Source organism: Kitasatospora sp. NPDC004289, from assembly GCF_053602875.1.
Genome location: NZ_JBSGEL010000015.1, coordinates 42,070 through 55,832, shown reverse-complemented (window position 1 = coordinate 55,832; position 13,763 = coordinate 42,070). Strand labels below are relative to the sequence as shown.

The 13,763-nt window shown below is 70.7% G+C and carries 12 protein-coding genes and 1 riboswitch; of the genes, 7 read left to right on the top strand and 5 right to left on the bottom strand.

The genetic code is table 11. From position 1 onward, the window contains the following. Window positions 1-104: 104 nt before the first annotated feature. The 3 genes from ACWEPF_RS12725 to ACWEPF_RS12715 all read left to right on the top strand — a co-directional run bounded on the left by ACWEPF_RS12725 (window position 105) and on the right by ACWEPF_RS12715 (window position 2,882). The gene (locus tag ACWEPF_RS12725) at window positions 105-1,388 is read left to right on the top strand and encodes a L,D-transpeptidase (protein ID WP_345290183.1); all 1,284 of its coding nucleotides are present in this window, start codon (window positions 105-107) and stop codon (window positions 1,386-1,388) included. Window positions 1,389-1,648: 260 nt separating this feature from the next. Further along, the gene (locus tag ACWEPF_RS12720) at window positions 1,649-2,119 is read left to right on the top strand and encodes an ATP-binding protein (protein WP_380150119.1); all 471 of its coding nucleotides are present in this window, start codon (window positions 1,649-1,651) and stop codon (window positions 2,117-2,119) included. 259 nt (window positions 2,120-2,378) lie between these two features. After that, window positions 2,379-2,882: a DinB family protein gene (locus ACWEPF_RS12715; protein WP_449795564.1), complete on the top strand. Its 504-nt coding sequence runs from the start codon at window positions 2,379-2,381 to the stop codon at window positions 2,880-2,882. A 25-nt stretch (window positions 2,883-2,907) separates the two neighbouring features. Here the strand turns inward: ACWEPF_RS12715 and ACWEPF_RS12710 are convergent, their stop codons facing one another. The 5 genes from ACWEPF_RS12710 to gcvT form a co-directional block, all read right to left on the bottom strand. Beyond that, window positions 2,908-3,771, bottom strand: a complete 864-nt coding sequence (locus ACWEPF_RS12710; protein WP_452172571.1) for an AraC family transcriptional regulator — start codon at window positions 3,769-3,771, stop codon at window positions 2,908-2,910. A gap of 98 nt (window positions 3,772-3,869) precedes the next feature. Next, window positions 3,870-5,237 carry an L-serine ammonia-lyase gene (locus tag ACWEPF_RS12705; RefSeq protein WP_345290188.1) on the bottom strand — a complete coding sequence of 456 codons (1,368 nt, stop codon included), beginning with the start codon at window positions 5,235-5,237 and terminating at the stop codon, window positions 3,870-3,872. Between the two features lie 125 nt (window positions 5,238-5,362). After that, window positions 5,363-6,628 carry a serine hydroxymethyltransferase gene (gene glyA, locus ACWEPF_RS12700; protein WP_345290190.1) on the bottom strand — a complete coding sequence of 422 codons (1,266 nt, stop codon included), beginning with the start codon at window positions 6,626-6,628 and terminating at the stop codon, window positions 5,363-5,365. A gap of 86 nt (window positions 6,629-6,714) precedes the next feature. Next, on the bottom strand, window positions 6,715-7,092 hold the full coding sequence (gene gcvH, locus ACWEPF_RS12695) for a glycine cleavage system protein GcvH (RefSeq protein WP_345290191.1): 378 nt from the start codon (window positions 7,090-7,092) through the stop codon (window positions 6,715-6,717). An 81-nt stretch (window positions 7,093-7,173) separates the two neighbouring features. After that, a complete protein-coding gene (gene gcvT, locus ACWEPF_RS12690; protein ID WP_452172570.1) occupies window positions 7,174-8,283 on the bottom strand; it encodes a glycine cleavage system aminomethyltransferase GcvT in 1,110 nt (369 codons plus the stop codon). A 151-nt stretch (window positions 8,284-8,434) separates the two neighbouring features. Beyond that, window positions 8,435-8,538: riboswitch (glycine riboswitch) on the bottom strand. 161 nt (window positions 8,539-8,699) lie between these two features. On the opposite strand from gcvT, the gene ACWEPF_RS12685 reads away from it, so the two are divergent. From ACWEPF_RS12685 to ACWEPF_RS12670, 4 genes are all read left to right on the top strand, one after another. Next, window positions 8,700-9,509, top strand: coding sequence for an enhanced serine sensitivity protein SseB (locus ACWEPF_RS12685; RefSeq protein ID WP_449795561.1), 810 nt, complete (start codon window positions 8,700-8,702; stop codon window positions 9,507-9,509). Window positions 9,510-9,673: 164 nt separating this feature from the next. Next, a complete protein-coding gene (locus ACWEPF_RS12680) occupies window positions 9,674-10,441 on the top strand; it encodes an enhanced serine sensitivity protein SseB C-terminal domain-containing protein (protein WP_345290195.1) in 768 nt (255 codons plus the stop codon). Window positions 10,442-10,810: 369 nt separating this feature from the next. After that, window positions 10,811-11,788: an ABC transporter permease gene (locus ACWEPF_RS12675; RefSeq protein ID WP_345290196.1), complete on the top strand. Its 978-nt coding sequence runs from the start codon at window positions 10,811-10,813 to the stop codon at window positions 11,786-11,788. A gap of 104 nt (window positions 11,789-11,892) precedes the next feature. Continuing rightward, the gene (locus ACWEPF_RS12670) at window positions 11,893-13,671 is read left to right on the top strand and encodes an ABC transporter substrate-binding protein (RefSeq protein ID WP_452172569.1); all 1,779 of its coding nucleotides are present in this window, start codon (window positions 11,893-11,895) and stop codon (window positions 13,669-13,671) included. Window positions 13,672-13,763 lie beyond the last annotated feature (92 nt).

Here is a 13,763-nt window from a genome sequence, read left to right as displayed (position 1 = left end):
CGGAACTCCCCGGATATCCTTCGCACACCGCGCCCGGGCCGGGTGCAACCGAACCACCGGCCGACGCGTATAGAAGGCGTGGACATCCGGATGGGGAGCGCAGAGTGAAGCCGGTGCGAGCGGCCGACGCCGCGATAGTCAGAGGCCGACGGGCCGCCGTGGCCGTCCTGGTCGGAGGTGCGCTGCTGCTGACGGCCGCCTGCGGCGGCTCGGGGGGCTCGTCCGGCTCGGGGAGCTCGGGCGGCTCCTCGGCCACCGGCGGCCAGGCCGCGGACGGCGGCTCCGGCCAGCCCTCGGGCGCGGCCTCCGGCCCCGCCGAGAGCACGCCGAAGAACTCGGCCGCGGTGCTCACCGTCACCCCCAAGGACGGCTCCCAGGACGTCAACCCGAACGAGGCGCTGAACGTCGCGGTCGCCCAGGGCACCCTGACCACCGTCGAGGTGACGGACAAGAACGGCAAGGCGGTGCCCGGCAAGACCGCCGCCGACGGCAAGAGCTGGAAGCCGGACGGCCCGCTCAAGGTCGGCATGACCTACCAGGTGAGCGCCCAGGCCAAGGACACCGACGGACTGGTCTCCGCGACCACCTCCAGCTTCACCACGCTCACCCCGGCCAAGCTGGTCTCCAGCAACGACAACATCTCGGACGGCGGCACCTACGGCGTCGGGATGATCGTCTCGGTCAACTTCTCCAAGCCGGTGAAGAACAAGGAGGCGGTGCTCAAGGGCATCACCTTCGAGAGCAGCAACGGCGCCGTGGTCAAGGGCCACTGGTTCGGCACCCAGCGGCTGGACTTCCGGCCGGAGAAGTACTGGAAGCCGGGCACCAAGGTGACCATCAAGTACCGGCTGAAGAACGTCGAGGTCTCGCCCGGGGTCTTCGGCGACGTGGACCGGGACGAGCCGTTCACCATCGGCCGGGAGCAGATCAGCGTGGTGGACGCGGCCACCCACCAGATGACGGTGCAGCGGGACGGCAAGGTCTCCAAGACCATCCCGATCACCGCCGGGGACGACCAGAACCCGTCCTGGAACGGCACGATGGTCATCTCCAGCAAGGAGAAGGTGACCCGGATGAACTCGGCCACCGTCTCCAACATCAAGGGCTCGGAGTACGACATCTCCGACGTCCCGCACGCCATGCGGCTGACCAACACCGGCACCTACGTGCACGGCAACTACTGGGGCAGCGCCTTCGGCAAGTACAACGCCAGCCACGGCTGCATCGGCCTCCAGGACACCAAGGGCGGCAGCGACGGCTCCACGGCCGGCAAGTTCTTCGCCGACTCGATCGTCGGTGACGTGGTGAAGATCCAGAACGCCAAGGGCAAGACGGTCTCCGGTGAGAACGGGCTCAGCGGCTGGACCATGGCGTGGAGCGCCTGGTAGGCCTCCTGCGCACCGGAGAATGGCTCAACTGTTCGGCCCGGGCCCCTTTTTGGGGGTCCGGGCCGTTCTGCTGTGCGAGTCGGGGGAGCGTTGCGTCTGTCATATGCCAGCCGAATAGTGATCGTTTACTCATTGTCAGTACGCGGGCGCTCGCAGTCCGCAATGATTGGCGCATGGCGGGATGGGGCGAAGCAGAGTGGGCATCACTTCCGGCAGCCGGAGCGACTGCTGACGGCCCGTCGGACATCGCGGAAGGTGGGGTGCTCGCCCTGGAGACTCTGGAACGACTCAGCCCGCAGGAGGTCGAGCGCGTGCACTTCGGCCGCCTCTGCGCCCAAGTCGCCGCCGAGGAGGAGGTCTTCCTCCCCTCCCGCCCCGAACTCGTCGGTACCGCCCGGCGGGTGGTCCTCACCGTCCTGCAGGGCTGGCGGCTCCACCAGTTACTGGAGGTCGGCGAGCTGCTGACCGGCGAGCTGATGGCCAACGCCGTCCGCCACACCGGCGGCCGCACCATCGGCCTGCGCCTCACCCGTCGCCCCGGCTGGCTCCGCGTCGAGGTCCGCGACTCCTCCCGGGCCCTCCCCTGTCTGGTCCTCGCCGAGCCCGGCAGCGAGACCGGTCACGGCATGCTCCTGGTCAACACCCTCGCCGAGCGCTGGGGTGCCGACCTGCTGCCGCGCGGCAAGGGCGTCTGGTTCGAACTCAAGATCCGCGACCGCGCCCAGGGCTGACGGCGGGTCCGGAAAACAGTGCGGGGCCCCCGGGTGGCCGTGGTGCGGCGCGGGGGCCCCTGCAGATGTCACCGCGCCGGCCAGGGGGGTGCGTGCCGCGCGGGTGTCGATGCACTGACTATCGCACGGTCTCAGGATGTGGGCAAAATCGAACGAAAGGTTTGTAAGCTACTTCACCTTCGCTAATCGCATAGATTCGCCCGCCTTCCTTTGATTATTCAGTCGACATCGCGCCCGGCCTCCGCCATGATGCGGCGCGATGACTCGTACCGATATGCCCCAGACCCTCGATGAGCGCACCACGCTGCTCACCTTCCTCGACTACGCCCGGGCCACCGCACTGGCCAAGGTCGACGCGCTGGACCCGGCGGACGCCGGGAAGGCGCCGTTGCCCGGGTCGCCGCTGATGACCCTCGGCGGGCTGATCAGCCACCTGCGGTGGGTGGAGCACTGGTGGTTCGACGTGGTGCTGCTCGGCGGCGAGGACCGCGGGCCCTGGACCCAGGACGACCCGGACCGGGAGATGCGGATCGGCGCCGAGGTGCCGATCGCCACCCTGGTCGCCGAGTACCAGGAGGAGATCGAGCGGTACCGCTCGCTGGTGGGCGAGCTCGACCTCGACACCTGGGCCGTGGGCACCGTCCGCGGCGGCACCCGGATCAACCTCCGCTGGATCCTCTTCCACCTGGTCGAGGAGATCTCCCGGCACAACGGCCACCTGGACCTGCTGCGCGAGATGGCCGACGGCACCACCGGCGACTGACTCGGGCCGACCGTCCGTCAGGGCCTCAGCGCTCCACCGGGATCCAGAGCTGGGCCGTGGTGTCGGAGCCGTCCGGGAAGGACCCGAGCGCGAGCAGCTCGGGCCCCGGGCGGCTGCGGTACGGACCGGACGGGAACCACTGGGTGAAGACGTCCCGCCAGAGCTCCTGGAGGGCCTGCGGGAACGGGCCGGAGGTCTCGAAGACCCCCCACTCCCCGGCCGGGACCACCAGGGTGTCCAAGCCCTCGGGCACCGGATCCGGCGCCACCACCGCCTGGTAGTAGTCGAGTTCGGTGCCCTCGGCCCGGCTCGGGTCGAGGCCGTCGCAGACCGAGAGCATCCCGGCGGGCTCCGCCCCGGGAGCCGCCAGCCCGGCGATCCGCTCCAGCTCGGCCCGCCCGAGGCCGCGCAGGAACGCGGCGATGTGCGGGTTCTCCCCGCGGTGCACCAGGGGGACCCGGGCCATCCGTCCCACCAGGGTGAACTCCGGCTTGTGCGCGATCCGGTACCGCATGCTGCTGTTCCCTTCGACGACGAGTCGGAAGGAGAGCCGGGGCTGGGCCGTCAGCTCGCCCCCGCGCCGCCGGGCCTCACCGGGCCCGACCCCGTGCACGGCCCGGAACGCGCGCGCGAACGCCTCGCCCGAGCCGTACCCGTACCGGACCGCGACCTCCAGCAGCGTCCGCTCCCCGGCCAGCACCTCGGCCCCGGCCAGCGTCAGCCGCCGGCGCCGCACGTACTCCGAGAGCGGCATGCCCGCCAGCGCCGAGAACAGCCGCCGGAAGTGGTACTCCGAGGTGGTCGCGATCCGCGCCAACTCCGCCACGTCGAGCGGCAGTTCGAGCTGCTCCTCGAGGTGGTCCAGCGCCCGGTTCAGGCCTTCCAGCACCAGGGTCTCCTTCCCTTGTGCTCCCACCGTAGAAAAGCGGAACGGGCCCGGACCCGACAGTCCGTGCCCGTTCCGGTCAGGTCACCGAAGGACCCGGGTCAGCACTCGATGACGTTCACGGCGAGGCCGCCGCGGCTGGTTTCCTTGTATTTGATCTTCATGTCGGCCCCGGTCTCCTTCATGGTCTTGATCGCCTTGTCGAGGGAGACGTGGTGCCGGCCGTCGCCGCGCAGCGCCATCCGGGCGGCGGTGACGGCCTTCACGGAGGCCATGCCGTTGCGCTCGATGCAGGGGATCTGGACCAGGCCGCCGACCGGGTCGCAGGTGAGGCCGAGGTTGTGCTCGATGCCGATCTCGGCCGCGTTCTCGACCTGCTCGGGGGAGCCGCCGAGCACCTCGGCCAGGCCGCCGGCCGCCATCGAGCAGGCCGAGCCGACCTCGCCCTGGCAGCCGACCTCGGCGCCGGAGATGGAGGCGTTCTCCTTGAAGAGCATGCCGATCGCGCCGGCGGCCAGCAGGAAGCGGACGATGCCGTCGTCGTCGGCGCCCGGGATGAAGTTGATGAAGTAGTGCAGCACGGCCGGGATGATCCCGGCGGCGCCGTTGGTCGGGGCGGTGACCACCCGCTGGCCGGAGGCGTTCTCCTCGTTGACCGCCATCGCGTAGAGGGTCACCCACTCCATCGCGTTGGCCGGGCCGATGCCCTCGGCGCGCAGCGCGCGGGCGCCGGAGGCGGCCCGGCGGCGGACCTTCAGGCCGCCGGGCAGGATGCCCTCGCGGTTCATGCCGGCCGAGACGCACTCCTGCATGACCCGCCAGATCTCCAGCAGCCCGGCCCGGATCTCGGCCTCGGAGCGCCAGGCCTTCTCGTTCTCCAGCATCAGGCCGGAGATCGACAGGCCGGTCTCCCGGGTGAGCCGGAGCAGCTCCTCGCCGGTGCGGAAGGGGTAGCGCAGCGCGGTGTCGTCGGGCACGACCCGGTCGACGCCGATCGCGTCCTCGTCCACCACGAAGCCGCCGCCGACGGAGTAGTAGGTCTTCTCCAGCAGGGTGGCGCCCTCGGCGTCGAAGGCCCAGAGGGTCATGCCGTTGGCGTGGTACGGGAGGCTCTTGCGGCGGTGCAGCACCAGCTGGGTGTCCGGGTCGAAGGCGATGTCCTGGACGCCGAGCAGGTGAAGGCGCTTCTCGGCCTTGATCCGGTCCACGTCCAGGTCGGCCTGGTCCACGTCGACGGTGCGCGGGGAGTTGCCCTCCAGGCCGAGCAGGACGGCCTTGGGGGTGCCGTGGCCGTGGCCGGTGGCGCCGAGCGAGCCGAACAGCTCGGCCCGGACGGAGACGGTCTGCGCGAGCAGGCTCTCGGACTTGAGGCGGCGGGCGAACATCCGGGCCGCGCGCATCGGTCCTACGGTGTGCGAGCTGGAGGGGCCGATACCGATGGAGAAGAGGTCGAAGACGCTGATGGCCACGGAGGTGACGTCCTTGTCTGGTCTCGTGGGTGGAACGGGCAGGCATGGCACGGGGCACCGCGCGCCACGTTTCCAGTGTGCGCGGTGCCCCGGAAAAGACGGGTGACCGTCAGGCCACCGGGGGACTACAGCTCCGGGTAGAGCGGGTACTTCGCGGCCAGCGCGGTGACCCGGGCCTTCAGCGACTCGGCCTTGGCCTCGTCGAAGGAGGGCAGCAGGGTCTCGGCGATGACGTCCGCGACCTCGCGGAAGTCCTCGGCCTGGAAGCCGCGGGTGGCCAGGGCCGGGGTGCCGATCCGCAGGCCGGAGGTGACCATCGGCGGGCGCGGGTCGTTCGGGACGGCGTTGCGGTTCACCGTGATGCCGACCTCGTGCAGGCGGTCCTCGGCCTGCTGGCCGTCGAGCTCGCTGTTGCGCAGGTCGACCAGGACCAGGTGGACGTCGGTGCCGCCGGAGAGCACGGAGACCCCGGCCGCCTTGGCGTCGTCCTGCAGCAGGCGGGCGGCGAGCGCCTTCGCGCCCTCCAGGGTGCGCTGCTGACGGTCCTTGAAGTCGTCCGAGGCGGCGACCTTGAAGGAGACCGCCTTGGCCGCGATCACGTGCTCCAGCGGGCCGCCCTGGAAGCCGGGGAAGACCGAGGAGTTGAGCTTCTTGGCGAACTCCTGCTTGGCCAGGATGATGCCGCCGCGCGGGCCGCCCAGGGTCTTGTGGGTGGTGGAGGTGACCACGTCCGCGTACTCGACCGGGTTCGGGTGCAGACCGGCGGCGACCAGGCCGGCGAAGTGGGCCATGTCGACCCACAGGTAGGCCTCGACCTCGTCGGCGATCCGGCGGAACTCGGCGAAGTCCAGCTGGCGCGGGTAGGCGGACCAGCCCGCGATGATGACCTTGGGGCGGTGCTCCTTGGCGAGGCGCTCGACCTCGGCCATGTCGACCAGCCCGGCCTCGTCCACGTGGTACGCGACCACGTTGAACTGCTTGCCGGAGAAGTTCAGCCGCATGCCGTGGGTCAGGTGACCGCCGTGCGCCAGGTCCAGGCCCAGGATGGTGTCGCCGGGCTGGGCGATGGCGAAGAGCGCGGCCTGGTTGGCGGAGGCGCCCGAGTGCGGCTGGACGTTGGCGTACTCCGCCCCGAACAGCGCCTTGACCCGGTCGATCGCGATCTGCTCGGCCACGTCGACGTGCTCGCAGCCGCCGTAGTAGCGGCGGCCGGGGTAGCCCTCGGCGTACTTGTTGGTCAGGACCGAGCCCTGGGCCTCCATCACCGCGGCGGGCGCGAAGTTCTCGGAGGCGATCATCTCGAGGGTGGTCTGCTGGCGGTGCAGCTCGGCGTCGACCGCGGCGGCGATCTCGGGGTCGAGCGCGTGCAGGGACTGGTTCAGGACAGTCATGTTGGGTCTTCCCGTAAGGCGGTGCGGGCAGTGGACCGGGAGGGTGGCGGCCGCCGCGCTGCGGCCGCCACCCGTCTACCAGTGGGTCAGGCGCCGATGAAGGCGTCGTACTCCGCAGCGGTCAGCAGCTTGCCGGTCTCGGCGATCTCGACCTTGAACAGCCAGGCGTCGCCGAACGGGTCGCTGTTGACCGAGGCCGGGTCGTCGATGACGGCCTGGTTGATCTCGGTCACCGTGCCGGTGACGGGCGAGAACAGGTCGCTGACCGACTTGGTGGACTCGAGCTCGCCACAGGACTCACCGGCGGTGATCTCGTCGCCGACCTCGGGCAGCTGGACGTAGACGATGTCACCCAGGGCGTCGGCGGCGTGCTTGGTGATGCCGACCGTCGCGACCGCACCGCTCTCGGCGGTGGTCAGCCACTCGTGCTCCTCGGTGTACTGCAGGTTCGTGGGGTTGCTCATGACGTCATTCTCCAGGATCGCAAGAGGGTAGGGCGAAGCCGTCCGCTGAGCGGACCGGGGGTTTCGAAAGGTGACGAGGGGTCAGCGGGCGCGCTTGTAGAACGGCAGCGCCACGACCTCGACCGGCTCGTGCTTGCCGCGCACGTCGACCGCGACCGCGCTGCCGGGGGCGGCGTGCGCCGCGTCCACGTAGGCGATGGCGATCGGCTTGCCCAGAGTGGGGGAGGGGGCGCCGGAGGTGATCCGCCCGATCGGGGTGCCGTCCGGGCTGACGACGGCGTACTCGGCCCGCGGGACCCGCTTGCCGTCGGAGACCAGGCCGACCAGCTTGCGCGGCGGGTTGGACTCGGCCTGCGCGGCGGCGGCCTCCAGGGCCTTGCGGCCGACGAAGTCGCCCTCCTTCTCGAACTTGACCACGCGGCCGAGGCCGGCGTCGAAGGGGGTCAGCTCGGTGGAGAGCTCGTGGCCGTACAGCGGCATGCCGGCCTCCAGGCGCAGCGTGTCGCGACAGGACAGGCCGCAGGGGACCAGGCCGGCGTCGGCGCCGGCCTCGGTCAGCGCGTTCCACAGGTGCTCGGCGTCGGCGGGGGCGCAGAAGACCTCGAAGCCGTCCTCGCCGGTGTAGCCGGTGCGGGCCAGCCAGACGTCCTTGCCGGCCACGGTGGCGGGCAGCAGGGCGTAGTACTTGAGGCCCGGCAGGTCGGCGTCGGTGACGGAGCCGAGGATGCCGTTGGCCTCCGGGCCCTGGACCGCGAGCAGGGCGTAGGCGTCCCGGTCGTCGCGGACCACGGCGTCGAAGCCGGCCGCGCGCTCGGTCAGCGCGTCCAGCACCACCTGGGCGTTGGAGGCGTTGGCCACCACCATGTACTCGGCGTCGCCGGTGCGGTAGACGATCAGGTCGTCCAGGATGCCGCCGTCCTCGCGGCAGATCATGGTGTAGCGGGCGCGCAGCACGCCGAGTGCGGAGATGTGGCCGACCAGGGCGAAGTCGAGCAGCTCGCCGGCCTGCGGGCCGGTCACGGTGATCTCGCCCATGTGCGAGAGGTCGAACAGGCCGGCCTTGGTGCGGACCGCGAGGTGCTCCTCGCGCTCGCTGCCGTAGCGCAGCGGCATGTCCCAGCCGGCGAAGTCGGTCATGGTGGCACCGAGCGAGCGGTGCAGTGCGTCGAGCGCGGTCAGGCGAGGGGACATGGCGACGGGACTCCTTGGCCGGAAACGGGCATGCGGGGGTGGAGTCTCCCCGTCTGTCGTCACAACCTGAGAGCTTCACCGCCCATCCAAGGATGGCGGCTTGCACCGTGGGTGGGCGCACGGCGCGGCCGTGTCCACTTTCCAGATCTGCCTCGCCCGTGCGGTAGGGGTGCCTGAGAGATTCCGGGGAGGACTTGCTCCTTCGGCGCCGGCCCTGCGCACGGGGCGCACTCCGGACTCTCCCGCGCGGGTTCGAGCGGCCAGTGTGAAGTTGTCGAGCGGGGTCATCATGGCACGAGACCGGACCGGGACGGGAGAGGGGCCCGCCCGCTGGGTCAGGTCTGCCCCCGACCTCGTCACCCGCCCCGCCCGGAAGCCCTAGGCTGAGGCCGCACAGCTACAGAGGGGCGCGACCGATGAACCAGCCGGGCGAGACCGGAGTGCAGGGGTGGGCGGAGCCCGGCAGCGCGCCGGCCGGGGGGAGTTGGCCGGTCAACGAGCTGGAGCAGGTGCTGACCGCGGCGCTGGGCGACCCGGGGGCCACGCCGCGGGTGATCGAGGTGCTGGCGCGCAGTCAGGTCTGGATCCCGCTGCCGGCCGGGGCCGACCCGCAGGGGGAGGGGCTGGACCTGCCGACGATCGAGCTGGCCGGATCCCCGTACGTGCCGGTGTTCTCCTCGCAGGAGCTCTTCCTCCAGATCGCGCCGGGCGTGCCGTTCGCGGTGGCCCCGGCCTGGGAGTTCGCCCGCGGGCTGCCGATCGGGGTCGGGATCGCGGTCAACCCGGAGGCGCCGGTGGGCATCCCGGTGCCGCCGGAGGGGGTCGGCGAGCTGCGCCGCGGGCCGCTCGCGGAGCGCTGGGAACAGCAGCCGGAGGGCGGCGCCCGGGTGGCGCTGCGCGAGCCCGAGCCGGCCGAGGAGCCGTACGCCTTCCTCGGTGCGGCCATCACCGAACTGGCCGAGCTGCCAGGAGTCCTGACGGCCCGTCGGGCACTGGCCGGGGTCGAGCTGGACGCCCCGGTGCTGTTCGTCGGGGTGCAGCTGGACCCGGCCTGGCCGGCCGATCCGGCGCAGGTCAACGAGGCGCTGGGCCGGGCGCTCGGAACCATGCCGCCGCCGTGGGGCGTCCACCTGGTGCTGCTCGACCTGGTCGCCGACCCGGTGGTGGAGTGGATGCTCACCCGGGTCCGTCCGTTCTACGTCAGGTCCGGCGCCGTCCCGGTCTGAGACCGGTGGAGGACCGGTGGAGGACCCGAACTGACCACCGAACCGTTACGCGCCGGTACGGGGCGGCGGTATGACGGCTGTCGGGCTCGGCCAATAGGCTTCCCCCGACAACCACGGACGGCCACGCTGGCCGAAGGCGGGACGGACGGCGGGCGGAGCACGGCATGAGCGCGGGAGCGGCGGCAGACGGCGCGATCGAGCGCGCCCTCGGCGAGGTCGCGCCGGAGCGCTACGACGCCTACGAGCGGCTGCTGGGGGCACTGGCGGCCGGCCGGGTCTGGATGCTGCTCTGGCACGGGCAGCCGGGCAGCCCGGACGCCCAGTACGGGAACATGGAGATCGGCGGGCACGGCTACGCCCCCGCCGTCACCTCCCCCGAGCAGCTGGCGCTCTGCGGCTGGACCAGGAGCCACGAGGTGATCTCCGGGATGGAGATCGCCCACGCGCTGTACCGCACCCGCTGGGGCCTGTGGCTCAATCCGCACGTGCCCGGTGGCGGGGTCGGGGTGCCCTGGGCCGACCTGCGCCGGATCGCCGGCGGGCTGGACCGGCTGCCGGCTGGTCCGCTCCAGCTGGCCGAACCGGCCGTGCAGGCCCCGCAGTTCTACGCCCAGCTGCAGCGCGAGGCGGCGGCGGTGCGCCCGCTGCGGGCGCTGCGGCAGGCCTGGGTGCGCCCGGCCGTGGGCGAGGCCTACCTGGCCGTCGGCCTGGACCTCTACGACACCTCGCCGCCGTCCGTGGAGGCGGCCCGGGCGCTGGTGCAGCGTGCGGTGGCGCACGCCCCGGCCGGGCTCGCGGTCTCCACCGTGCTGCTGGCCGACGAGCTGGACCCGGTGGCGATGTGGCTGCGCGCCTTCGCCCGTCCGTTCTTCGACCGGGAGTCGGCGAACCACCCGCCCCAGGGCTACTGGCCGCACCAGCCCTGGCGCTGAGCAGGGCTTTTCCCCGTTCCCGCAGGGGCAGTTGACGAAGTGTACGAGCAGTCCTTCGCACGCATCTTGACAGTCGAGTAACACCTGTGTGAAGAGCCTTATTCGCCAGGACACGGCCGTGCATGCGGACAGATCACAGTTGGGCATCCTTCGGTTGTCAGGTCTGGCGTAAGGCCTCCCCGATGCCAGAGAGTCTGCGCAGTGCAGTGCGGGGCTTACCTGAGCTGCCCGGCAACTCCCTTGCTTCTCAGCACCTTTCGCAATCGCGATTCCGGACCGTACCCATGTCCGGGCCCTACCCGGGCCCGGTGCTCGGCGTACGTACGGCACCGTGGCCGGCCACCGTCGGCGAGGGGAAACGAAAGACACATGAGCACTTCCACCAAGAGCACCGACGCTCCGGAGGCCCCCGCGGCCCCGGCCAAGCGGATCGAGGGCCGGTCACCCGGCCGGATCGCCTGGGACCGCCTCAAGCGCGACAAGGTCGCGCTGGCCGGCGGCGTCGTGGTGCTGCTGCTGATCCTGGCCGCGGTCTTCGCGCCGGTGCTCACCTCGCTGTTCGGGCACCCCGTGGACGAACCGCACCCGGATCAGATCAACCCCGATCTCGGCCTCCCCAAGGGGGCGTTCGGCGGCATCAGCAGCGACTTCCTGCTCGGCGTCGACCCGACCTTCGGCCGCGACGTGTTCAGCCGGATCGTCTACGGCGCCCGGATCTCGCTCACCGTCGCCTTCCTGGCGGCCGGCGTGTCGGTGGTCATCGGCGTGCTGGCGGGCATCGCGGCCGGCTACTTCGGCGGCTGGGTCGACGCGGTGATCAGCCGGGTGATGGACGTCCTGCTGGCCTTCCCGCAGCTGCTGTTCTCCATCGCGCTGGTCTCGGTGATGCCCAACTCCGTTCTGGGCCTGGAGGGCAGCGCCGTCCGGATGGCGATCCTGGTGCTGGTGATCGGCTTCTTCGGCTGGCCCTACATCGGGCGCATCGTCCGAGGTCAGGCCCTGTCGCTGCGCGAGCGCGAGTTCGTCGACGCCGCCCGCAGCCTGGGCGCCGGCTGGCCGCACATCCTGCTGCGCGAGCTGCTCCCCAACCTGGTCGCCCCGATCCTGGTCTACGCGACCCTGATCATCCCGACCAACATCCTGAGCGAGGCCGCCCTCAGCTTCCTCGGCGCGGGCGTGAAGCCCCCGACCCCGTCCTGGGGCCAGATGCTCTCCGAGGCCACCCGGATCTACCAGGTCGACCCCACCTACATGGTGGTGCCGGGCCTGGCCATCTTCATCACGGTGCTGGCCTTCAACCTGTTCGGCGACGGGCTGCGCGACGCGCTCGACCCCAAGGGCAACTGACCGCCGGTCAGCCGGCCCGGGCAGGCTCCCACGCCAACTGCCTGCCGAAACAGGACCTTTCGAGACTGTTCCACCCCAGTACGACCATCAGGAGGAAAGTACCCATGACGCGAAACCGGACGCTCGCCGCCGCCGCCCTGGTGGCCACGCTGGCCGTCACCCTCACCGCTTGCGGTGGCAGCGCGGACAAGAAGGGCGGCACCGGCGACGGCGCCTCCAAGTCGGCGTCGGCCGGCGGCTTCAACGCGGCCGTCGACAAGGTGCTCAACCCGTCCGACAAGAAGGGCGGCACGCTCAACCTCTGGAGCACCACCGACGCCGACTCCTGGGACCCGGGCCGCGCGTACTACGCGTCGATCTGGAACATGCAGCGCTTCTACGCCCGTACCCTGCTGGCCTTCGACTCGAAGCCGGGCAAGGGCGGTCTGGAGCTGGTGCCGGACCTCGCCGCCGCCAAGCCGGAGATCTCCGCCGACGGCAAGACCTACACCTTCAAGCTCAAGAAGGGCATCAAGTTCGAGGACGGCTCGGCCATCACCTCGAAGGACATCAAGTACGGCATCGAGCGCGTCTTCGCCCAGGACGTCATCTCCGGCGGCCCGACCTACCTGGTCAACAGCCTCGACCAGGGCCAGGGTTACAAGGGCCCGTACACGGACACCACCCCGGACAAGATGGGCCTGAAGTCCGTCGAGACCCCGGACGACGCCACGATCGTCTTCAAGCTGGCGAAGTCCGACTCGGCCTTCCCGTACCTGCTCGCGATGGGCACCGCCTCGCCCGTCCCGGCGAAGGCGGACACCGGCTCCAAGTACGGCGAGAAGCCGGTCTCCTCCGGCCCGTACAAGTTCAAGTCGATCGAGCCCGGCAAGTCCGTCGAGTTCGTCCGCAACGAGAACTGGGACCCGACCACCGACCCGTTCCGCAAGGCGCTGCCGGACGTGGTGAAGCTGACCATCACCACCAACGCCGACGACATGGACAAGCGCCTGCTCGACGGCTCGATCGACCTCGACTTCGCGCAGACCGGCCTCTCCCAGGCCGCTCAGGCCCAGGTGCTGACCAACGACAAGCTCAAGGCCAACACCGACGACCCGTTCAACGGGTTCATCCGCTACATCGCGATGGTCCCGAAGATCGCCCCGTTCGACAACGAGCACTGCCGCAAGGCGGTCATGTTCGCGGCCGACACCACCGCCCTGCAGACCGCCCGCGGCGGTTCGGTGGCCGGCTCGCCGTACGGCTCGATGCTGCCCCCGAACATCCTCGGCTCGGACAACTACGACCCCTTCACCCTGGTCGACGGCAAGCCCGACGTGGCGAAGGCCAAGGAGGAGCTGGCGGCCTGTGGCAAGCCGGACGGCTTCAAGGCCACCATCGCGGTCCGCGGCAACAAGGACAAGGAGGTCAAGTCCGCCGTCGCCCTGCAGACCGCGCTGAAGGCGATCAACGTCGACATCACCATCGACCAGTACGACGGCAAGCTGCTGGCCTCGGTGGCCGGTTCGCCGGAGGTCGTGAAGAACAAGAACTACGGTCTGATCGTGGCGGGTTGGGGTGCCGACTACCCGAAGGGCGACGGCTACATGCAGCCGCTGATGGACGGTCGCTTCATCACCGCCAACGGCAACAGCAACTACCCCGAGACCAACGACCCTGAGGTCAACGCCCTGTTCGACAAGGCCGCCGCCGAGGCCGACCCCGCCAAGGCCGCCGAGATCTACAAGCAGATCAACCACAAGGTGACCGACATGGCCGTCTACCTGCCGGTGGTCGCGGACCGCGCGCTCAACTACCGCAACCCGCGCCTGACCAACGTGTTCATCAACGACGCGTTCGGCATGGTCGACTTCCAGGCCCTCGGTACCAACGACGGCAAGTGACCTGCCCAGTCCCGTAGTTCGCACAGCTAGTCCGAAGGGCAGGTGAAGACGCCGCCCGGGCCGGGCGCCCCACGAGGGCGCCCGGCCCGGGG